At 72.0% G+C, this 20,957-nt stretch carries 21 protein-coding genes; 15 read left to right on the forward strand and 6 right to left on the reverse strand.

Annotation, left to right across the window (positions count from 1 at the left end):
• The 3 genes from VQ02_RS26310 to VQ02_RS26320 form a co-directional block, all read left to right on the forward strand.
• Positions 1–654, forward strand: a 654-nt coding sequence (locus tag VQ02_RS26310) for an aminotransferase class I/II-fold pyridoxal phosphate-dependent enzyme (RefSeq protein ID WP_048447201.1), incomplete at its 5' end; no start/stop codon positions are given.
• A 93-nt stretch (positions 655–747) separates the two neighbouring features.
• Complete coding sequence (locus tag VQ02_RS26315; RefSeq protein ID WP_048447202.1) at positions 748–2,052, forward strand: KpsE/RkpR family capsule polysaccharide export protein; 1,305 nt, start codon at positions 748–750, stop codon at positions 2,050–2,052.
• Positions 2,053–2,233: 181 nt separating this feature from the next.
• Positions 2,234–2,515 (forward strand): hypothetical protein, encoded by a 282-nt coding sequence (locus tag VQ02_RS26320; protein ID WP_048447203.1) that lies wholly within the window; start codon positions 2,234–2,236, stop codon positions 2,513–2,515.
• A 28-nt stretch (positions 2,516–2,543) separates the two neighbouring features.
• Here VQ02_RS26320 and VQ02_RS26325 read toward each other — a convergent pair whose 3' ends face one another.
• Positions 2,544–2,972 (reverse strand): CBS domain-containing protein, encoded by a 429-nt coding sequence (locus tag VQ02_RS26325; protein WP_048447204.1) that lies wholly within the window; start codon positions 2,970–2,972, stop codon positions 2,544–2,546.
• Between the two features lie 189 nt (positions 2,973–3,161).
• On the opposite strand from VQ02_RS26325, the gene glgX reads away from it, so the two are divergent.
• The 5 genes from glgX to VQ02_RS26350 all read left to right on the forward strand — a co-directional run bounded on the left by glgX (position 3,162) and on the right by VQ02_RS26350 (position 10,922).
• Positions 3,162–5,444: a glycogen debranching protein GlgX gene (glgX, locus tag VQ02_RS26330; protein WP_425339928.1), complete on the forward strand. Its 2,283-nt coding sequence runs from the start codon at positions 3,162–3,164 to the stop codon at positions 5,442–5,444.
• Positions 5,445–5,712: 268 nt separating this feature from the next.
• The gene (locus VQ02_RS26335; protein ID WP_048447205.1) at positions 5,713–6,090 is read left to right on the forward strand and encodes a response regulator; all 378 of its coding nucleotides are present in this window, start codon (positions 5,713–5,715) and stop codon (positions 6,088–6,090) included.
• A 19-nt stretch (positions 6,091–6,109) separates the two neighbouring features.
• The gene (locus tag VQ02_RS26340) at positions 6,110–8,029 is read left to right on the forward strand and encodes an AI-2E family transporter (RefSeq protein WP_048447206.1); all 1,920 of its coding nucleotides are present in this window, start codon (positions 6,110–6,112) and stop codon (positions 8,027–8,029) included.
• Between the two features lie 567 nt (positions 8,030–8,596).
• A complete protein-coding gene (locus VQ02_RS26345; RefSeq protein WP_048447207.1) occupies positions 8,597–10,216 on the forward strand; it encodes a hybrid sensor histidine kinase/response regulator in 1,620 nt (539 codons plus the stop codon).
• Between the two features lie 49 nt (positions 10,217–10,265).
• Entirely contained in the window at positions 10,266–10,922 is a 657-nt protein-coding gene (locus VQ02_RS26350) for an intradiol ring-cleavage dioxygenase (RefSeq protein WP_053080553.1), read from the forward strand.
• Between the two features lie 89 nt (positions 10,923–11,011).
• On the opposite strand, the gene VQ02_RS26355 is transcribed toward VQ02_RS26350, so the two are convergent.
• Positions 11,012–12,226 carry an NADP-dependent isocitrate dehydrogenase gene (locus tag VQ02_RS26355; RefSeq protein WP_048447208.1) on the reverse strand — a complete coding sequence of 405 codons (1,215 nt, stop codon included), beginning with the start codon at positions 12,224–12,226 and terminating at the stop codon, positions 11,012–11,014.
• A 335-nt stretch (positions 12,227–12,561) separates the two neighbouring features.
• Between VQ02_RS26355 and VQ02_RS26360 the strand changes: the two genes are divergently transcribed.
• The gene (locus tag VQ02_RS26360; protein ID WP_048447221.1) at positions 12,562–13,308 is read left to right on the forward strand and encodes an RNA methyltransferase; all 747 of its coding nucleotides are present in this window, start codon (positions 12,562–12,564) and stop codon (positions 13,306–13,308) included.
• 21 nt (positions 13,309–13,329) lie between these two features.
• Here the strand turns inward: VQ02_RS26360 and VQ02_RS26365 are convergent, their stop codons facing one another.
• Positions 13,330–14,343 (reverse strand): NADP-dependent oxidoreductase, encoded by a 1,014-nt coding sequence (locus VQ02_RS26365; protein WP_048447209.1) that lies wholly within the window; start codon positions 14,341–14,343, stop codon positions 13,330–13,332.
• A gap of 184 nt (positions 14,344–14,527) precedes the next feature.
• Here VQ02_RS26365 and VQ02_RS26370 point away from each other — a divergent pair, with 184 nt between their 5' ends.
• A complete protein-coding gene (locus VQ02_RS26370) occupies positions 14,528–14,935 on the forward strand; it encodes a DUF4174 domain-containing protein (protein WP_048447210.1) in 408 nt (135 codons plus the stop codon).
• A 96-nt stretch (positions 14,936–15,031) separates the two neighbouring features.
• On the opposite strand, the gene VQ02_RS26375 is transcribed toward VQ02_RS26370, so the two are convergent.
• Positions 15,032–15,565, reverse strand: a complete 534-nt coding sequence (locus VQ02_RS26375) for a hypothetical protein (protein ID WP_048447211.1) — start codon at positions 15,563–15,565, stop codon at positions 15,032–15,034.
• A gap of 148 nt (positions 15,566–15,713) precedes the next feature.
• Between VQ02_RS26375 and VQ02_RS26380 the strand changes: the two genes are divergently transcribed.
• From VQ02_RS26380 to VQ02_RS26400, 5 genes are all read left to right on the forward strand, one after another.
• Positions 15,714–16,490: a phosphodiester glycosidase family protein gene (locus VQ02_RS26380; RefSeq protein WP_048447212.1), complete on the forward strand. Its 777-nt coding sequence runs from the start codon at positions 15,714–15,716 to the stop codon at positions 16,488–16,490.
• Between the two features lie 99 nt (positions 16,491–16,589).
• Positions 16,590–17,093, forward strand: coding sequence for a pantetheine-phosphate adenylyltransferase (gene coaD / locus VQ02_RS26385; protein ID WP_048447213.1), 504 nt, complete (start codon positions 16,590–16,592; stop codon positions 17,091–17,093).
• 119 nt (positions 17,094–17,212) lie between these two features.
• Entirely contained in the window at positions 17,213–17,761 is a 549-nt protein-coding gene (locus VQ02_RS26390) for a peptidylprolyl isomerase (RefSeq protein ID WP_048447214.1), read from the forward strand.
• A 51-nt stretch (positions 17,762–17,812) separates the two neighbouring features.
• On the forward strand, positions 17,813–18,241 hold the full coding sequence (locus tag VQ02_RS26395) for a hypothetical protein (protein WP_425339929.1): 429 nt from the start codon (positions 17,813–17,815) through the stop codon (positions 18,239–18,241).
• The gene (locus VQ02_RS26400) at positions 18,238–18,693 is read left to right on the forward strand and encodes a peptidylprolyl isomerase (protein WP_048447216.1); all 456 of its coding nucleotides are present in this window, start codon (positions 18,238–18,240) and stop codon (positions 18,691–18,693) included. Before VQ02_RS26395 ends, VQ02_RS26400 begins: the two co-directional genes overlap by 4 nt.
• An 80-nt stretch (positions 18,694–18,773) precedes the next feature.
• On the opposite strand, the gene mobA is transcribed toward VQ02_RS26400, so the two are convergent.
• Both mobA and VQ02_RS26410 read right to left on the reverse strand, forming a co-directional pair.
• A complete protein-coding gene (mobA, locus tag VQ02_RS26405; protein WP_048447217.1) occupies positions 18,774–19,412 on the reverse strand; it encodes a molybdenum cofactor guanylyltransferase MobA in 639 nt (212 codons plus the stop codon).
• A complete protein-coding gene (locus VQ02_RS26410) occupies positions 19,409–20,542 on the reverse strand; it encodes an Mrp/NBP35 family ATP-binding protein (protein WP_048447218.1) in 1,134 nt (377 codons plus the stop codon). Before VQ02_RS26410 ends, mobA begins: the two co-directional genes overlap by 4 nt.
• Between the last annotated feature and the right edge of the window lie 415 nt (positions 20,543–20,957).

Here is a 20,957-nt window from a genome sequence, read left to right on the forward strand (position 1 = left end):
ACGGTGGCGGACCTCGCCGCCGCGCATGACGCCGACGTCGTGGTGGTCGTCAACCCGAACAACCCGGACGGGCGGATCGTGCCGCCCCGGGACCTCGCGACGGCGGCGGCGCGGCTCGCCGCTCGCGGCGGCTGGCTCGTGGTGGACGAGGCCTTCGCGGATCTCGATCCCGTCGAGAGCCTGTGCGGCGCGGTCCCGCCCGCCGGCCTGGTGCTGCGCTCGTTCGGCAAGACCTACGGCCTCGCCGGGCTGCGGCTCGGCTTCGCGGTGGCGGCCGAGCCGCTCGCCGGCCTCGTCCGCCGTGGGCTCGGACCCTGGGCGGTGTCGGGGCCGGCGATCGCGGTCGGGCGCCACGCCCTGGCGGATTCCGGCTGGCGCCGGGAGGCGGCGGCGGCGCGGGGCCGCGACGCGGCCCGGCTCGACGCCGTGCTCGAGGCGGCCGGCGGACGCGTCGTCGGCGGCACGAAGCTGTTCCGCACCGCCGATTTCTCGGACGGGCCGGCCCTGTTCGGGCGCCTCGGGCGGGCCGGGATCTTCGTGCGCCGGTTCGAGGCCGCCCCGGCACGCCTGCGCCTCGGGCTGCCCCCGGACGAGGCCGCCTGGACCCGCCTCGCCGCGGCGCTCGGGGGCCCGGGCTTGACCGCACGCCATTAAAAAGGCCGAAAACCGCAGCACTCCGAACCCTGGCCGTCGCACCCGGTCGCAAGGGCTGTCCGGCGCCGGGCGCCGCACGAGGAATCAAGCAGAATGGACGCGGACGAGGTCAAACGGCGCGACAGGCTCGGCAGCATGATCGCGTTCGCGCGTCGCACCGTGCCCGACCTGCGCCGCAACGCCGAGACGGTCGAGCCCGTCCTCCCGGCCGGCCCCGGGGGCCGGCTGCCGGCGCTGCTCAATCCCCTGCGCTGGACCCGCCTGCCCTTCCTGCCCGCCGAAGGAACCCAGAACCGGGTTCTGTTCCGGCTGATCCGCAACATCGGCGTGTTCGTGTTGCTGCCGACCCTGGTGGTCGGGTTCTACCTCTTCGCCATCGCCGCCGACCAGTACGTGGTCGAGGCGCGCTTCGCCGTCCGCGGCGAGGTCGAGCCGATGGGCAGCGTCGCGCTCGGTGATTTCTCCTCGCTGATCCAGAAGAACAACAGCCAGGACAGCTACATCGTCGCGGACTATATCCAGAGCCAGCCGATGCTGGAGAGCGCCCAGAAGGAGCTCGACGTCTTCCGGATGTTCACCCGCGACGAGGCCGATTTCTGGACGCGCTATTCCGGCGACAAGGCGATCGAGGAGCAGCTGCGGTACTGGCGCAAGCGCGTCCAGACCCACATCGACCTCGTCTCGGGCGTGATCACCCTGACGGTGCAGGCCTTCACGCCGGACGACGCCCTGGCGATCAGCCACCACGTCGTGGGCCGAGCCGAGGCGCTCATCAACGCGATCTCGTCCCGGGCGCAGCAGGACATGCTCAAGCACAGCCAGGACGACCTGGCGGCGAGCGAGGACCGCCTGCGCAAGGCGCACCTCGCCCTGCGCGAGTTCCGCAACCGCTGGGGCATCATCGACCCGGCGAAGTCGGCGGAGGCGACGATGACCACGCTCATCGGCCTGCGCAAGGAGAAGATCAAGGCGGAGAACGACCTGCAGGTGCTGCGGGGCTCCGGCCTCGACGAGAAGTCGCGCTCGATCCAGACCATCGTGGCGAGCCTCAACGCCACCAACCAGCAGATCAAGCAGCTCGAGGACTCGCTGACCAGCGACGGGCTGGCCGTCGGCGGCCGGCACGCCTCGGACGCGATCCTGGAATACGAGGGACTCCAGGTCGAGCGCACCATCGCCGAGCGCCTGAACGACTCCGCCACCATCATGCTCAACCGCGCCCGGGTGGCGGCGAACCGCCAGCACGTCTACCTCGCGGTTTTCGTGCCGCCGGCCCGGCCCGAGCTCTCCACCGTGCCGATGCGCGGCCGCAGCCTGTTCGTGGCCTTCTTCGCCTTCCTGGTTCTCTGGGGCTGCAGCAGCCTGCTCATCGCCGGCGTCAAGGACCACAACATGTGAGCCGGGCGACCCGGGTCCGCGCGGGACCCGGGTCGCCGGACCATGCGCCGGGGCGGGCCACGCTGGGCGGACGCGACCGGGGCCTTTTCCCGGCGCGTTTTTGTGCGATGAAGCGGGCCGAGGCGCCCGATGGCGGGCCGGGCGCGCCGAGGCGCCCGCGAGAAGGACGAGCATCACCCCGATGTCCGATTTCACGGACCTGGTCGCCCGGGCCGTCTCCCCGACGATGACGCGCGAGGAGCGCGAGGCGGTCTACCAAGTGGTCAAGCAGGCCATGCGCCGGCTTCAGGAGCGCGAGAATCTGAGGCCCGACGATCCCCGCGCCCTGCTCCAGGAGCACCTCGTCGAGGAGACCATCCGCGACGTCGAGGCGCTGCTCACCCGCTATCTCGCCCGTCAGACGATCGTCGAGGCCGAGCGCGCCGCCGAGGCCGCAGCCGCGGCGACCGCGGCAGGCGAGTAGCACCCCGCGCGGCCGGGCACGAAGGCCCTCAGACCTCCTCGGTCAGCCGCTTGAGCGAGGTCTGGAGCGCGTCGCCGCTCAGCAGGAGCGCCCGGGACAGGTCCGCCAGGGTGACCCAGCCGGTGACGCGCCCGCCCGCGTCCCGCACCGGCAGGCGGCGGACGTGGTGGGCGGCCATCAGGTCGAGGGCGGTGCGCACCGGGTCGGTCTCCGCGCAGGACACGACCGGGCGCGACAGCACCTCGCTCACCCGCGCCGAGCGCGGATCGAGCCCCTGGGCGACGACCCGGTAGAGGATGTCGCGGTCGGTGATCACGCCGTCAAGGGCGTCCGGCGTGCCGACCGGCAGGGCGCCGACGTCGAGCTCCCCCATCAGCACCGCGGCCTCCTGCACCGGGGCCTCGCCGGCGATGAACTCCACGTCCCTGCTCATCACGTCCGCGATCGTTGCGCTCATGCCCGTCCCCGCCGCGGGATGTGCCCGCACCGTCAGGAACCCGCGAGCGGGGCTGGAGGTCCGTCCCGGCGCGGGAAAGTTCCCGCACGGCACCCAGGAAATTTTGGCGAGGGAACGGGAGCTTGGGCGAGGGGCGGCGCGTTCAGCCCACAGTCAGGCTTCTCGCCTCCGGGATCGTCGAACGCCCCCATGAACATGGAACTCACGTCCAAGCCCGCCCCGGAGACCCCGGCGGCCTCGCCCGCGGCCCGGCACTCGCGCATCAGCGAAGGCCAGCCCTTCCCCCTGGGGGCGACCTGGGACGGCCTCGGCGTCAACTTCGCGCTGTTCTCCGCCCACGCCACCAAGGTCGAACTGTGCCTGTTCGACGATTCCGGCGAGACCGAGATCGAGCGGATCGCCCTGCCCGAATACACCGACGAGGTCTGGCACGGCTACCTGCCGGACGCCCGCCCCGGCACGATCTACGCCTACCGCGTCCACGGCCCCTACGAGCCGGAGGCCGGCCACCGCTTCAACCCGAACAAGCTGCTGCTCGACCCCTACGCCAAGGCGCTCGTCGGCTCCGTCACCTGGAACCCGGCCCTGTTCGGCTACGTGATGGAGAGCGGCGACGACACCACCTTCGACACTCGCGACAGCGCCCCCTTCACCCGCAAGTGCCGGGTCATCGACCCCGCCTTCACCTGGGGCCGCGACCAGAAGCCGAACGTGCCGTGGGACAAGACGGTCTTCTACGAGACCCACGTCAAGGGCTTCACCAAGCTGCACCCGGCGGTGCCGGAACGCCTGCGCGGCACCTATGCGGGCCTCGGCACGCCCGAGGTGCTGGCCTATATCCGCAGCCTCGGCGTCACCTCGGTCGAGCTCCTGCCGATCCACTCCTTCGTCAACGACAGCTACCTGCTCGAGAAGGACCTCGTGAACTACTGGGGGTACAACACCCTCTCGTTCTTCGCCCCCGCCCGCCGCTACGCCGCCGTGCCGGACTTCGCCTTCTCGGAGTTCAAGGAGATGGTGGCCCGCATGCACGGGGCCGGCCTCGAGGTGATCCTCGACGTGGTCTACAACCACACCGCCGAGGGCAACGAGAAGGGCCCGACCCTGTCGTTCAAGGGCATCGACAACGCCTCGTACTACCGGCTGCTGCCCGACCAGAAGCGCTACTACATCAACGACACCGGCACGGGGAACACCGTCAACCTCTCGCACCCGCGGGTGCTGCAGATGGTGACGGATTCGCTCCGCTACTGGGCGACCGAGATGCGGGTCGACGGCTTCCGCTTCGACCTCGCGACGATCCTCGGCCGCGAGCCCTACGGCTTCGACGAGGGCGGCGGCTTCCTCGATTCCTGCCGCCAGGACCCGGTCCTGTCCTCGGTCAAGCTGATCGCCGAGCCGTGGGATTGCGGCCCGGGCGGGTACCAGGTCGGCGGCTTCCCGCCCGGCTGGGCCGAGTGGAACGACCGGTTCCGCGACGAGGTCCGCGGCTACTGGAAGGGCGACGAGGGCCTGCTGCCGGCGCTCGCCTCCCGCCTCACCGGCTCGGCCGACAAGTTCAACAAGCGCGGCCGGCGCCCCTGGGCCTCGGTGAACTTCATCACCGCCCATGACGGCTTCACCCTCGCCGATACGGTCTCGTACAACGAGAAGCACAACGCGGCGAACGGCGAGGACAACCGGGACGGCCACTCCCACAACCTGTCCTACAATTACGGCGCCGAGGGGCCGACCGATGACCCCGAGATCCGCGCCGTGCGCCTGCGCCAGATGCGCAACCTGCTGGCGACGCTGCTCCTCTCCCGCGGCACGCCGATGCTGCTCGCCGGCGACGAGTTCGCCCGCACCCAGCGCGGCAACAACAACGCCTATTGCCAGGACAACGAGATCTCCTGGATCGACTGGGAGGGCATCGGCGAGGACGAGCGCGACTTGGCGGAATTCACCCAGCGCCTGCTGATCCTGCGCAAGTCCCTGCCGATGCTGAGCCGCGGGCGCTTTCTCACCGGCGCCTACGACGCCGAGCTCGGCGTCAAGGACGTGAGCTGGCTCACCCCCGCCGGGACCGAGATGAACCCGGAGAACTGGAACGACGGCGGCGCCCGCGCGCTCACCGTCGTCCTCGACGGCCGGGCGCAGTCGAGCGGCATCCACCGCCGCGGCGGCGAGGCCACCCTGATGCTGCTGTTCAATGCCTACCACGATGTGGTGGAGTTCACTCTGCCGGAGGTGGTCGGGGGCGATGCCTGGATGCGGGTGCTCGACACCAACCTGCCCGACACCCAGGACCTCGCCCGGTTCGGCGTCGGCGACGCCTACGCGGTCACAGGCCGCTCGATGCTGATGTTCGTGCTGCGCCCGACCGACGTGGACCATTCCAGCGAGACCTGGCGCTCCTACCAGCACGTGATCCAGGCCTTCGAGCGGGCGGAATCCGAGTGCGTGGCGTTCGGCTTGCCGCAGCAGGGGTGACAACCGGGCAGACCTGCCCACTTTGATCGGGCAGCGGTCCGCCGACCGGGGCGGCGCTGTCCCAGGCTGTCGCCGGCGGCGGTGGACGTGATGCACGAGGAGCCGGTCCGGATCGCCTGCTGCGCGAACCGGACCGGGCCCGGACACCTCTCAGGCCCGCCGCGTCGGCCGCGGACGGGCATGCGTGCGGGTCTTTCGAACAGGCGTGCTGCCTGGGGCGCGGCCGGTCCGGCGCATCCCGGGCGGGGCGCGAGCGTGGAGTGGGGCGGTGGCGAAGATCCTTCTCGTCGAGGACCATGAGGAAATCTGGGATTTCCTGTCCCGGCGGCTCAAGCGGCGCGGCTACGAGGTCGTGCTGGCCCATGACGGCGAGGAGGGCGTGCTCAAGGCGCGCACCAGCCGGCCGGACATCATCCTGCTCGACATGAACCTGCCGGTGCTCGACGGCTGGTCCGCGGCCCGGGCGCTGAAGTCCGACGCCGAGACCGCCCGGATCCCGATCATCGCGCTCACCGCCCACGCCATGTCGGGCGACCGCGAGAAGGTGATCCAGGCCGGCTGCGACGACTACCATCCGAAGCCCGTCGACTTCTCCAAGCTCCTGACCCAGATCGGCGCCGCCCTCGGCACGCCGCCCTCACCTTGAGCGCCCGGCGGGAAGGTCGATGATCGACGATCCGGTGACGGCCCGCCGCCTGCGCGACGCGATGCCGGTGTTCACGGCGCTGGCGGCCTGCCTGCTCGTCCTCGTGATCGGGGCGATCCTGTCCCTGGCGCGGGACGTGCTGATGCCGATCACCCTCGCGGTGCTCCTGAGCTTCGTCCTCGCCCCGGCGGTGCGGGCCCTGCAGCGCCGGCGCCTGCCGCGCTCGCTCGCCGTGCTGGCGGTGGTGCTGGCGACCTTCGGGGCCATCGGCGGCCTCGGCCTGCTGATCGCCAGCGAGACGGCGCAGCTCGCCGCGGACCTGCCGCGCTACACCGTCACCATGCGGGAGAAGATCGGCGCCCTGCGCGCCCAGGCCGGCGGCGGGCCCACCCTGGAGCGGCTGTTCGAGGCCGTGCAGGACCTGAGCCGGGAGCTGCAGCCGCCCGATGCCAAGCCGCGGGGCGGCCTCTCCCCCGATTCCGAGAAGCCCATCCCGGTCGAGGTGCGCGAGCCGAAGGCGGGCTTCCTCGCGACCCTCGGCAGCGTCGCGGCCCCGGTGCTGCACCCGCTGGCCACCGTCGGCCTGATCCTGCTCTTCACCCTGTTCTTCCTCGCCCAGCGGGAAGACCTGCGCAACCGCGCCATCCGCCTCGCCGGTTCCAGCGACCTGCGCGCCACCACGGCGGCGATGGACGACGCGGTGGCGCGGCTGTCGCGCTTCTTCCTCGCCCAGGCCGGCCTCAACCTCGCCTTCGGGGTGGTGGTGGCGGCCGGCCTCTGGGTGATCGGCGTCCCGAGCCCGATCCTCTGGGGCGTCCTCGCGGCGATCCTGCGCTTCGTGCCGTATATCGGTGCGGTGATCGGCATGGCGTTCCCGCTGCTGCTGGCCGCGGCGGTCGACCCGGGCTGGTCGATGCTGATCGCGACGGTCGTCCTGTTCGCGATCGTCGAGCCCGTCGCCGGGCACGTCGTCGAGCCGCTGCTCTACGGCCATTCCACCGGCCTCTCGCCGGTGGCGGTGATCCTGGCCGCGACCCTGTGGACCTTCCTGTGGGGTCCCGTCGGCCTGGTCCTCGCCACCCCGATCACCGTCTGCCTGGTGGTGCTCGGGCGCCACGTCGAGCGCCTCGCCTTCCTCGACGTGATGCTGGGCGACCGGCCGGCGCTCGCGCCCTCCGAGATCTTCTACCAGCGCATGCTGGCGGGCGATCCCCTCGAGGCGATCGACAAGGCCCGCCAGGTGCTGAAGGAGCGCGCGCTCGCCACTTACTACGACGAGATCGCGCTGGGCGGCCTGCGCCTGGCCCAGAACGACCGGGCGAGCGGCGCGCTGGCGGCGGAGCAGCAGCAGGCGGTCGGCAAGGCGATCGAGAGCGTGGTGACGACGCTCGGGCACATGCCGGTCCCGAAGGGGGCAGCCTCGGTGCGCAGCGCCGAGGTCGAGGCCACGGTTGCGGCCGTCGGGCCGGACCGGGCCGCGACCGCCATCGTGCGCCGGCCGGAGGACCTCGCCCCCGCCTGGCGCGGCCCGGCCCCGGTGCTGGTGGTGGCGAGCCGCGGGCCGTTCGACGCCGCTGCCGCCGGGATGCTGGCCCAGGTGCTCGGGCGCCACGGCCTCAACACCCGCACCACCAGCCAGGAGGCGCTCGCCCGCGGCGAGCGGCCAGACACGCAGGGCGTCGCCCTGGTCTGCCTGTCCTACATCGAGCCGATCAGCACCTCCCACATCCGGCTCGCGGCGCGCCTGGCCCGGCGCGCGATTCCGGGCGTGCGGGTGATGGTGGCGATCTGGCGCGAGCGCGACCCGGCCGGCCGCGACCGCCTGCGCCGGGCCACCTCCGCCGACATCCTGGTCACCACGATCAGCGATGCCCTCGACGCCGCCCTCACTCTGTCGGGCGCGACCGAGACCCGGGAGGCCCGGCGCCGGGCGGCCTGAGCGGACTTGCGCCGGGTGCTTCCGCTCGGGCAATTGTTTTTGCATGATGGCATCCGGCCGCCAGTTCGGCACCGGTCCGGCGGACGGAACGAGGCTTTGACGCCAATGCGACGCTGAAGGACGCGAAGATCGAGAGCAGTGCGGGCGAGCGCCGCCCTCGATCATCCGCCGTCACCAGGCCTTCCCCGGCCAGGAGCGATGCTGCGGCAAGCCCAGTCGCGCCGTCCGTGAGAGGAAGCAGAGCGCGGCGACAGGAGTACCCGCGCGGGCATGGGCGGGCGCGGGACGAATGAAGCGATTGTCCCGGTGCGTCCACGGCAATGGTCCTGCCCTGGGAGACAGGTCGTGCGACCGCAGGTCGGGCGGGCCTTTCCCTAACGGAACGGACCTTCTATGCCGCATCGGCGGCGGTGCTGGGCGTGACGACCTGGCATCGTCTGTCCGGCCCGGCTCCGGGGGTGACGCCCGGTCGCGGGTGACGCGGGGGGCGTTTACGGTTGTGCATGGGCGCGGGGTGTAGGATCCCACGCGGTCACGGGTCTCGGTCAGCGGGCCACCGGAGCGACGATGAGTGTGAAGCGAACGCCGACCGAACTCGGGACCCGGCCGACCGTGGCGGCGGGCGCGCCCACCGACGTCTCGGACCAGCACAGCGACATCTTCTTCGCCGCCGTCGAGATGACGCGGATGCCGATGATCGTCACCGATCCGCGCCAGCCGGACAACCCGATCATCTTCGCCAATCAGGCCTTCCGGGCGATGACGGGCTACGCGCCGGAGGAGCTGGTCGGCCGCAACTGCCGGTTCCTTCAGGGCCCCGAGACCGACCGCGAGACGGTGGCGGATGTGCGCCGCGCCATCGCCGAGCGCAAGGAGATCGCCACCGAGATCCTGAACTACCGCAAGAACGGCTCGACCTTCTGGAACGCGCTGTTCATCTCGCCGGTCTACGACCAGAAGGGCGAGCTGGTCTACTTCTTCGGCTCGCAGCTCGACGTCTCGCGCCGGCGCGACGCCGAGGAGGCCCTGCGCCAGTCGCAGAAGATGGAGGCGCTCGGCCAGCTCACCGGCGGCATCGCCCACGACTTCAACAACCTGCTCCAGGTGGTGGTCGGCTACGTCGACATCCTGCAATCGGGGCTCGAGGATCCGGCGACCGATCCGCGCCGCATGGCGCGGGCGGTCGACAACATCCGTAATGCCGCCGAGCGCGCCACCACCCTGACCCAGCAGCTGCTGGCCTTCGCCCGCAAGCAGCGCCTCGACGGGCGGGCGGTCAACCTCAACAACCTCGTCGAGGGCATGCGCGACCTCGCCGGCCGCACCCTCGGCGACCAGATCATGGTGAACGCCGAGCTGGCGGACGGACTCTGGAACGCCCGCCTCGACCCGACCCAGACCGAGGTCGCGCTCCTCAACATCCTGATCAACGCCCGCGACGCGATGCCGGGCGGCGGCAGGGTGACGATCCGGACGCAGAACCACGTCTTCGACGCCGACGAGCTGCCCTCGGGCCTGCCGCAGCCCGGGCGCTACGTCTCGGTGTCGGTGACCGACACCGGCGACGGCATGCCGCCGGAGATCCTGGCGCGGGTGATGGAGCCGTTCTTCACCACCAAGGAGGAGGGGCGCGGCACGGGCCTCGGCCTCGCCATGGTGTACGGCTTCGCCCGGCAGTCCGGCGGCACGGTGGTGATCGAATCGCGGGCTGGCCACGGCACCACCGTCCGCCTCTATTTCCCGATGAGCGACAGCGAGGAGCGCCCGGCGCCGGGCCCGGGCACCCGCGCGACGCAGCGCTCCGGCACCGAGACGATCCTGGTCGTCGACGACCGCCGCGACGTCGCCGAGCTCGCCCGGGCGATCCTGCGCGACTTCGGCTACACCACGCTGCTCGCCACCGACGGCCGCCAGGCCCTCGAGCTCCTCGACGGGGGCGACAAGGTCGACCTCCTGTTCTCCGACCTGATCATGCCCGGCGGCATGAACGGGGTGATGCTGGCCCGCGAGGCGCGCCGCCGCCAGCCGCGGCTCAAGGTATTGCTGACCACCGGCTACGCCGAGGCCTCGCTCGAGCGCACGGATGCCGGCGGCAGCGAGTTCGAGATCATCAACAAGCCCTACCGCCGGATGGAGCTCGCCCGCCGGGTGCGGGCCGTCCTCGACGGACCGACCGGGGTGACATGAGACGCGACGCGATCCGGCTTCGGTCGGGAGCGGGATCAGGGAGGAGCCGATGCGGGATCGCCCGACGCGCCGCGTGATGCTCGGCACCCTGGCGGCCGGCCTCCTGGCTCCCCGGCCGGTCTCGGCGACGTGCCTCCTGACCCCGCAGGCGGTGGAGGGACCGTTCTACCTCGATCCCCGCCTGCTGCGGTCGGACATCCGCGAGGACCGCACCGGCACGCCCCTCGGGGTGAGCCTCCAGGTCGTGAGCTTGCGGGACTGCCTCGCCCTGCCGCAGGCGCGGGTCGATCTCTGGCACGCGGACGCCAGGGGGCTTTATTCCGGCTATCCCGATCAGGGGGACCGGAATGCGTCCACCGTGGGCCGGACCTTCCTGCGCGGCACGCAAGTCGCCGACGGCGCCGGCCGCGTGGCCTTCCGGACGATCTATCCGGGCTGGTACCCGGGCCGCACGCCCCACCTGCACGTGAAGGTGATCTTGGGCGGACGCACGGCGCTCACGGGCCAGATCTACTTCCCGGACGCGGTGAGCGAGGCGGTGTACGAGGGATCCGCCTATGCGGGCCGCCCCCGGCGCGGCCGGATCGGCAACGCCCGCGACGTCCTCATGCGCCAGGACGATCCCGAGGGCCGCGGCATCGCGGCCGTGCGCGCGGAGGGCGAGGGCTACGAGGCGGCGCTGACGCTGGTGGTGCGAGGAATGTGAAGGGCTCCCCGCGGCCTGATCGAGGCCGCGGGGAACGGAATCCAGTGAGGCTCGGAGGCGGCCGGGAACCCGGCCGCTCCTTCGGCGCCTCACGCCGCCATCGCGGCCTTCAGATTCTCGTCGATCTTGTCGAGGAAGCCGGTGGTGGAGAGCCACTTCTGGTCGGGGCCGACCAGGAGCGCGAGATCCTTCGTCATGAAGCCGGCCTCGACGGTGTCGATGCAGACCTTCTCCAGGGTCTCGGCGAACTTGGCGAGATCGGCGTTGGAATCGAGCTTGGCGCGGTGCGACAGGCCGCGGGTCCAGGCGAAGATCGACGCGATCGAGTTGGTCGAGGTCTCCTTGCCCTTCTGGTGCTCGCGGTAGTGGCGGGTCACCGTGCCGTGGGCGGCCTCGGCCTCGACGGTCTGGCCGTCGGGGGTGAGCAGCACCGAGGTCATCAGGCCGAGCGAGCCGAAGCCCTGCGCGACCGTGTCCGACTGCACGTCGCCGTCGTAGTTCTTGCACGCCCAGACGTAGCCGCCCGACCACTTCAGGGCCGAGGCCACCATGTCGTCGATCAGGCGGTGCTCGTAGGTGATGCCGGCCGACTGGAACCGCGACTTGAACTCGGCCTCGTACACCTCCTCGAAGATGTCCTTGAAGCGGCCGTCATAGGCCTTGAGGATGGTGTTCTTGGTCGACAGGTAGACCGGGAACTTGCGGGCCAGGCCGTAGTTCATCGACGCGCGGGCGAAGTCGCGGATCGAATCGTCGAGGTTGTACATCGACAGGGCGACGCCGGCGCCCGGGAACTTGAACACCTCGCGCTCGATGACGGTGCCGTCCTCGCCCTCGAACTTGACGGTGAGGCGGCCCTTGCCCGGCACCTTGAAGTCGGTGGCGCGGTACTGGTCGCCGTAGGCGTGGCGGCCGACGACGATCGGCTGGGTCCAGCCCGGCACCAGGCGCGGCACGTTGCGGCAGATGATCGGCTCGCGGAAGATCACGCCGCCGAGGATGTTGCGGATCGTGCCGTTCGGCGACTTCCACATCTCCTTGAGGTTGAACTCCTTCACCCGGGCCTCGTCCGGCGTGATGGTGGCGCACTTCACGCCGACGCCGTGCTTCTTGATCGCCTCGGCGGCCTCGATCGTCACCTTGTCGTTGGTGGCATCCCGGTGCTCGACCCCGAGGTCGTAATACTCGAGCGGGATGTCGAGGTAGGGGTGGATCAGCTTGTCCTTGATGGACTGCCAGATGATCCGGGTCATCTCGTCGCCGTCGAGCTCGACGACGGGGTTCGCCACCTTGATCTTCGCCATGTGTGATCAGCCTTCCGTGATCCGCGGGCCGCCCAGCACGCCCGCGCGGGGACGCGGCCGGCCGTGGCGCGGTCATAGCGCGCTGCACAAACAGGGGGAAGCGCCGCGGCCGGGGCCGGGCCGGCAAAAAACCTCAACAAAAAGGCCCCGGTGCGGGGCACCGGGGCTGTAAGGAGGTCTGTTCTCTCAACGCCCCCCGACTTTGGCGGTTCCCGCCGCCGGCGGATGTGCGCCGGCATACGCGGGACGCAGAGCCCCTTCGCGGCGCGCCCGCGAGGGCTTATGTGCCGCCGATCCCGCTCTGGTCCCACCCGTCCTTGCCTCTCCCGCTGCCCATGACCGATCCCGCATCCCCCCGCCCCGTCATCATCCTGGTCGAGCCTCAGCTCGCCGAGAACATCGGCATGACCGCCCGCGCCATGGGGAATTTCGGGCTCGACGCGCTCCGGCTCGTCGCGCCGAAGGGCGGCTGGCCGATGAAGGGCGTGCGGGAGACCGCATCGAGCGCCACCCACGTCCTCGATCGCGCGCGGATCTACCCGACCGTCGCCGAGGCGGTGGCCGATCTCCACTACGTGCTCGCCACCACGGCCCGGGAGCGCGGCCAGATGAAGCGGGTGTTCGGGCCCGACGAGGCCCTGGCGGAGGCGGCCGGGCGCCTCGCCAGGGCTGAGCGGGTCGGCATCCTGTTCGGCCGCGAGCGGGTCGGCCTGTCGAACGACGAGGTCTCGCTGGCCGACGCGATCGTCACCTTCCCGGTCGACCCGGAGCACGCCTCGCTCAACCTCGCCCAGAGCGTGCTCCTCGTCGCCTACGAGTGGCGCCGGGCCGCCGGCCGGGCGGTGCTGCCCTTCACGGGCGCGATGCGCTCGAGCCCGGCGCCCCGGGAGGCCCTGATCTCGCTGTTCGAGAGCCTGGAGGCCGAGCTCGACGCCGCCGGCTACTACCCGCCGGAGAAGCGCGGCGGGATGATCCGCAACATGCGCGACATGTTCCACCGCATGGCGATGACCGAGCAGGACGTGCGCACCTTCCGGGGGGCGCTGCGCGCGCTGGCGCGGCGTCCCCCGGAGGAGGGGTGAAGCTTACAGCTTCGCGTGAAGCTAAAGCTTCACCACCAGCTTGCCGAAGTTGCGGCCCTTGAGCAGGCCGATGAAGGCCTCGGGCGCGCTCTCCAGCCCCTCGACGACGTCCTCGCGGTAGCGGATCCGGCCCTCGCGCAGCCACTGCCCGACATCCGAGAGGAAGGCCTGCTCCTGGTCGGCGAAGTCCCAGACGATGAAGCCGCGGAAGGTGAGGCGCTTGCTCAAGGTCGCGCGCATCAGGGCCGGCACCCGGTCGGGCCCGGGGGGCAGCTCGGTCATGTTGTAGTTGGCGACGAGGCCGCAGACCGGGATCCGGGCGAAGTCGTTGAGGAGCGGCAGCACCGCGTCGAACACCGCGCCGCCGACATTCTCGAAGTAGACGTCGATGCCGTCCGGGCAGGCCGCCGCCAGCGCCCCGGGCAGGTCGCCCGTGCGGTGGTCGACCGCGGCGTCGAAGCCGAGCTCCTCGGTGAGGTGGCGGCACTTGTCGGCCCCGCCCGCGATGCCGACCGCCCGGGCGCCCTTCAGCTTGGCGATCTGGCCGACCAGCGAGCCGACCGGGCCGGTGGCGGCGGCCACCACCACGGTCTCGCCGGCTTTGGGCGCGCCGATGGTGAGGAGGCCCGTATAGGCGGTCATGCCCGGCATGCCGAGCACGCCGAGGGCCGTGGTGACGGGGGCGGCGGCGGGATCGAGCTTGCGCAGGCCCTGGCCGTTCGAGACGGAAAAGTCCTGCCAGCCGCCATAGGCCAGCACCGTCTCGCCGACGGAGAAGCCCGGATGGTGCGAGGCCACCACCTCCGCCACCGTACCGCCGACCATCACCTCGTTGATCTCGACCGGCTTGGCGTAGGACTTCGCCGCGCTCATGCGGCCGCGCATGTAGGGATCGAGGGAGAGGTAGCGGTTGCGCAGCAGCACCTCGCCCTCGCGCGCGACCGGCACGGCCCCGCGCTCGATCCGGAAATGGGCGGGCGTCGGCTCACCGTGGGGCCGGGACGCCAGGACGATGCGGCGGTTCACGTCGGACATGCGGGACCTCCCTGCAGGGGCGTCGGGCCGTGGCCGGCCATGCGGCCACGCTCGCGCTCGGCACCGTCGCACTTGGGACGATGGACCCCGCGCGTCAACGCCGCGCTGGCCGCGGCGTGTCGGAGCGATAACTCCCGGGAGCCGCCGGACCGCCCGTCCGGGGCGATCGCGAAAGGGTCCGATCATGCTCCCGTCCTCGCTCCTCGCTGGCGCAGCGCTCCTCGCGGCGGCCCTGCCGGCCGCGGCCGCCGGCTCCGACCTCGACCGCTACCGCTGGAAGTCCCGGGTGCTCGTGATCGCGGCAGCGGCCGACGACCCGCGCGCCGCCGTCCAGGCCCGGATCGCCGAGGCGGCCGGGCCCGGGATGCGCGAGCGCGACCTCGTGGTGGTGCGGGCGATCGGGGAGGGGAGGGAGGCCGCCTCCTTGCGCCGTCGCCTCGGCCTGCCGGCGACGGGCTTCCGGGCGGTGCTGGTCGGCAAGGACGGCGGGCCGAAGCTCACCGCCGAGGAGCCGATCCCGGCCGAGCGGCTCTTCTCCACCATCGATGCCATGCCGATGCGGCGCGACGAGGCGGCGCGGCCGCGGAACTGATCCGGGCGGCCGGGACGGGCGGACATGCAGGAGAGGCGGACATGGAGAGAGGACCGCCCGCCGGGCGGTCCCCCCGTCGCGCGCGGGGGCCGGCGCTCAGTAGCAGCGGGTCACGAGGACGCGGCGGTAGCCCCAGGGCGTCCAGCGGACCCGGGGCACCTCGTAGCAGCCGCCGCCGTAGCCGTAATCGTAGCCGCCGTAATAGCCGACCGGAGCATAGCCGTAGCCGCCGTAATACGGGTAGGCCGAGGCCGCTGCCAGGCCGAGACCGAGGCCGATCCCCAGGCCCGCCGCGCCGTAGCCGAAGCCGCGGCGATAGCCCCAGCCCCCGCCGCGCCAGCCGCCGTAACCTCCGCGCCAGCCGCCATAGCCGCCGCGCCAGCCACCGAAGCCCGCCGGGCGGAATCCCCCGAAGCCGCCGCGAAAGCCGCCACCCGCGAGCCCGCCGCGGAAGCCGCCGCCATGGAATCCGCCACCCCGGAATCCGCCGAAGCCGCCGCCCCGGAAGCCACCGCCGTGGAAACCGCCGCCGTGAAAGCCACCACCGCCGAAGCCTCGCGCCTCCGCGGTGGCCGGCAGCACCAGCAGGGCGCCCGCGAGCGCCGCCGACGCCGTCAACATGCCTTTCATGATCCGCTCTCCCTTCGAGAGAAAGTCCGACCCCCAGGCACTCAGAACGCCGAAGCTCTGGTCCGGTTCGTGCTGCAAAACGTCACGATCGCCCTATACCGGTATCACGAAAACGGCCCGCACGGGTGCGGGCGAGGCGGAGGGGCACATGGCGGGATTGGCGGGACGGATCGGCGGGGTGCTGCTGGGTGCAAGCCTCTGGCTCGCCGGCGGGCCTGCGCCGGCGGCCCCTGCCGCCCCGGCTCCTGCCGCCTCGTCGGCGTCCTGCCGGCCGCAGAGCCACGAGGGCCAGGCCTACGCGGTCTGCACCGTCGACCTGAGGCGCGCCCGGGTGAAGCTGTTCTGGCGCGGGCCCGACGGGCTTCCCTACGGCTCGCTCTCGCGCCTCGCCGGCCAGCAGGGCACCGGCCTCGTTTTCGCGATGAACGCCGGGATGTACGATTCCGGCCTCGCCCCGGTTGGCCTCTACGTCGAGGACGGGCGCGAGCTGAAAGCCGCCAACACCGCCAACGGCCCGGGCAACTTCCACCTGAAGCCGAACGGCGTGTTCTACGTCGCCGGCGACCGGGCCGGGGTGCTCGAGACCGGCCGCTACCTCAAGGCCCGCCCGCGGGCCGAGTTCGCCACCCAGTCCGGCCCGATGCTGGTGATTGGCGGCCGCATCCACCCCAAGATCTCCGAGGACGGGCCTTCGCAGAAGATCCGCAACGGCGTCGGCGTGCGGCCGGACGGGCACACCGCGGTGTTCGCGATCTCGGAGGCGCCGGTGAGCTTCGGCGCCTTCGCGCGGCTGTTCCGCGACGCGCTCGGCTGCCCCAACGCGCTCTTCCTCGACGGCAGCGTGTCGAGCCTCTACGCCCCGGCGCTCGGCCGGCAGGACCTCAGCCGGCCCCTCGGGCCGCTGGTCGGGGCGGTCGCCAGGTGAAGCTGGGTGCCAAGTGAGGCTTGAGGCCGGGCACCGCGTGAGGCCGGCCGCCGGACGGCCTGTTCCGTTCAACCGGGAAATGCTCTACGTGGGGCAACGATGAACCGCACCGCGCTCTACGCCGGCTCCTTCGACCCGGTGACCAACGGCCACCTCGACGTGGTGCGCCAGGCCTGCCGCCTGGTCGGCCGCCTCGTCGTGGCGATCGGCGTGCATCCGGGCAAGACCCCGCTCTTCACCGCCGAGGAGCGGGCGGAGCTGATCCGCGCCACCTGCGCGCCGCTCGCCGCCGAGACCGGGGCGACGCTCGAGGTCGTCACCTTCGCCGACCTCGCGGTCGCGGCGGCGCGGCGGCACGGCGCCAGCCTGTTCATCCGCGGTCTGCGGGACGGCACCGATCTCGACTACGAGATGCAGCTCGCCGGCATGAACGGCGCCATGGCGCCCGAGGTGCAGACCGTGTTCCTGCCGGCCTCGACCGGCGTGCGGCCGATCACCGCCACCCTGGTCCGCCAGATCGCCGCCATGGGCGGCGACGTACGGCCCTTCGTGCCCGAGGCGGTGGCCGACCGCCTCGCGGCCCGCTTCGCCCCGTCCGCCTGACGCGGGCGCTCCACCCGGGCGGGCCTGCATCGCGCAGATCCGCTCGACCTCTTGGTTGCGCATCATTGTTCCGCCGGACCGGTCACCGCTTCGGTGCATGATGCTGAGGAGACATCCCGATGATCCGTTGGCTCGCAGCCCTGGCGCTGTCCGTCGCCGCGCTCGGTTTCGCCGCCCCGGCGAGCGCCGCGCCCGACCAGAACACCGTCTATCTCGACACCAAGGACGGCCGCATCACCATCCAGCTGCGCCCCGACCTCGCGCCCAAGCACGTCCAGCAGCTCAAGACGCTGACGAAGCGCGGCTTCTACAACGGCGTCGTCTTCCATCGCGTCATCGACGGCTTCATGGCCCAGACCGGCGACCCGACCGGCACCGGCATGGGCAAGTCCGACCTGCCGAACATCCCGGCGGAGTTCTCGAAGGCGCCGTTCAAGCGCGGCACCGTCGGCATGGCCCGCTCGCAGGACCCGAACTCGGCCAACTCCCAGTTCTTCATCTGCTTCGGCGATGCCTCGTTCCTCAACAACCAGTACACGGTGGTGGGCGAGGTGACCTCCGGCATGGACGTGGTCGACAAGATCAAGAAGGGCTCGTCCGCCCAGAACGGCACGGTGCAGAATCCGGACAAGATCGTCCGGATGAGCCTGGCGCAGGACGGCCAGTAGCCCTTGGGCGGCCGGCTCATCCGCGCCGCCGGGGCGGGCCTCGCGCTCGCCCTGCTGCCGGCCTGGCCCGCCGCGGCGCAGTTCAGCGTCTACGACAACCCCTCGGTGCTCTCGCTGCCAACCACCCTGCGAGCGACCGTGCGGGTGCCAGTGGCGAGCGCGCCGGAGGTCCCCGCCGACACCCTCGCGGCGCTCTATCCCCGTCTCGCCGCCTGCTGGCGCCCGCCCGCCGGCCTGAAGGACGCCGCCGTCACGGCGCGCTTTGCCCTGCGGCGGGACGGCAGCCTCCAGGGAACCCCACGGATCACCTTCGCGCGCGTGCCCCCGAAGCAGCGCACCGCCCTCGTCGCCGAGACCCTGGCGTCGCTCGCCCGCTGCACGCCGGCGCGGCTGACGGCGGGGCTCGGCGGCGCCATCGCGGGGCGTCCCATCGCCCTGCGTTTCGTCTACCCTGGTCCGAATCAAGGAGACCGACCATGACCGACAGCAACCGACTCGTGATGGAGACCAGCAAGGGCCGCGTGGTCATCGAGCTGCGCCCGGACCTCGCCCCGGGGCACGTCGAGCGGATCAAGACCCTCTCGGAGCGCGGCTTCTACGACGGCGTGCCGTTCCACCGCGTGATCGACGGCTTCATGGCCCAGACCGGCGACCCGACCGGCACCGGCACCGGCGGCTCCGACCTGCCGGACCTGAAGGCCGAGTTCAACGCCGAGCCGCACGTGCGCGGCACCTGCTCGATGGCGCGCACCAACTTCCCGCACTCGGCCAACTCGCAGTTCTTCATCTGCTTCGCCGATGCCCGCTTCCTCGACAAGCAGTACACCGTGTGGGGCAAGGTCGTTGAAGGCATGGAAGTGATCGACCAGATCAAGCGCGGCGAGCCGGTGCGCGACCCGGACACGATCAAGACGATGCGCGTCGAGGCGTAAGGACGAGATTCGGCGGACACCCTCCGCCGAGGTGAGCGCAGAAACCCTCCCCCACTGTGGGGGAGGGAGACATTCGAGCCTTACTGGATCGAAGGACGGCCCTCGTCCGCCACCAGCCGCTCCGCCGCGAAAAAATCCTCCGGCGTGTTGAGGTTCAGGAACGGGTCCACCGGATCCGTCTCCCACGCCGCCTCCGCGGCGTTGTGCCGGGCGATCCACATGCCGACCCGGCGCAGGCCGCGCTCGACGAGCGCTGCCCGCAGGTCGTGGCGCAAGCCCACCGCCCAGAGCCCGTTGACGAAATGCAGTTGTCCGCCGGAGGCGGCGACCGCCATCTCGACGCCGTCGCGGGCGCGCGCGGCGTGCAGGCGGGCGACGAAGTCGGTGGGGAGGAACGGCGTGTCGCCGGCCGCGCTCGCGACGTAAGGCACGTCCGGGAAGTGCGCGGCGCAGAAATCGAGGGCGGCGAGCACGCCGGCGAGCGGCCCGGGCGCGTCGGGGAGCGAATCCGGCACCACGAAGCCCGTGAAGGCGCGGAAGCGGCGTGGGTCGCCGTTGGCGTTGAGGATCAGGCCGGCCGTGCATTGCGGGCCTAAGCGCTCGGCCACCCGCTCGAGCAGGGTCTTGTCGCCGAGCCGGAGCAGCGGCTTGTCGCCGCCGCCCATCCGGCGGGAGAGCCCGCCGGCGAGGATCACCCCGAGGGTCGGCGGCACGCTCACTCGATCACGATCCGGGGCGCCGGGCGCGGGCCGGCGCCAGCGCTGAGGTTAGCCCACAGGGCGGCGGCGATCGCCCGGTAGGCGGCGGCCTGCGGCCCGTCGGGATCGACCGCCACCACCGGCCGGCCGGAATCGGACGATTCGCGGATCGTCATGTTGAGCGGCACCTCGCCGAGGAACGGCACGCCGAGGGTCTCGGCCTCGTGGCGGGCGCCGCCATGGCCGAAGATGTGCGAGGTGCCGCCGCAATGCGGGCAGACGAAGGTCGCCATGTTCTCGACCACGCCGAGGATCGGCACCTCGACCCGCCGGAACATCGTCACGGCGCGGCGGGCGTCGATCAGGGCGAGGTCCTGCGGCGTCGAGACGATCACTGCGCCGGCGAGGGGCGTCGCCTGGGCGAGCGTCAGCTGCGCGTCGCCGGTGCCGGGGGGCATGTCCACGACGAGCACGTCGAGCTCGCCCCAGGCGACCTCGCGCAGGAGCTGGGTCAGGGCCGACTGCACCATCGGGCCGCGCCAGATCATCGCCGTGTCGGCGCTGATCAGGAAGCCGATCGACATCACGGCGAGGCCGTAGCCGCTGAGTGGCACGATGCGCTGCCCCTGCGGCGTGTTGATCGTCTCGGGCTTGCGGTCGAGGCCGAACAGCTTGGGCACCGAGGGGCCGTAGATGTCGGCATCCAGGAGGCCGACCTTCAGGCCCTGCGCCCGCAGGGCGAGCGCGAGGTTGCAGGCGGTGGTGGACTTGCCGACGCCGCCCTTGCCCGAGGCCACCGCCACGATGTGGCGCACCCCCGGCAGGGCCGGGCCGGGGCGGGGACCGCCCTGCGCGCCTGCACCGGGGCCCGCGGGGCGCGGGGCGGGACCCGCACCCGGTCCGCGCTCGGCGGTGAGGCTCGCCAGGGCCGCCTTGACGCCCGGCAGCTTCAGGACCGCGATCTCGGCCGCCTGCCGCACCGCCTCGAAGGCCTTGGCCTCCGGGGGCGCGATGCCGATCGAAAAAACCACCCGGCCTGAAGGGTCGATGACGATCTCGGACAGGCGGCCGGAGGCCGGCAGGCTCGTGCCCGCCGCATCGACCGTCACGCCCGCGAGCGCCTTCAGCACGTCGTCCCGGGTGATCGCCACGTCGCCTCGCTCCTCTCGGGGCCGGTTCCGGCCCGTCCGTTCCCGTCCATCCGGGGCCGCGAGGCGGCCCCAGGCCTACCCGTCCATGTAGACCCTGGACGCCGAAACACCAGCGCGTCGCGCGACAGCCATTGGCAGGGGGCGCCGCGCCGGGCGCAAGCCTCCCGCCGCCGGAACATCGCGCACGCCGCCCGCGGCCCGCATCCGCCATCATCCCGGCGCCCAGGAAAAATCCCAGGGGTTAAGTCCAAGGATCTCGCGGCCGCCCGCGTCCCATGCATCGGAGCGGGGCCGGTGGCCGCGCACGGAAGCGGGACACGGAATGCAACCTCTCGCCTCGCCCGCGGTCGCCGCGCCGGGGGCCGCCTCGCCCGGGAGCACGACCCCGGGCCATCCGCCCGGCGCGCCGCCGGAC

It is taken from the genome of Methylobacterium variabile, from assembly GCF_001043975.1.
Classification (GTDB): Bacteria; Pseudomonadota; Alphaproteobacteria; order Rhizobiales; family Beijerinckiaceae; genus Methylobacterium; species Methylobacterium variabile.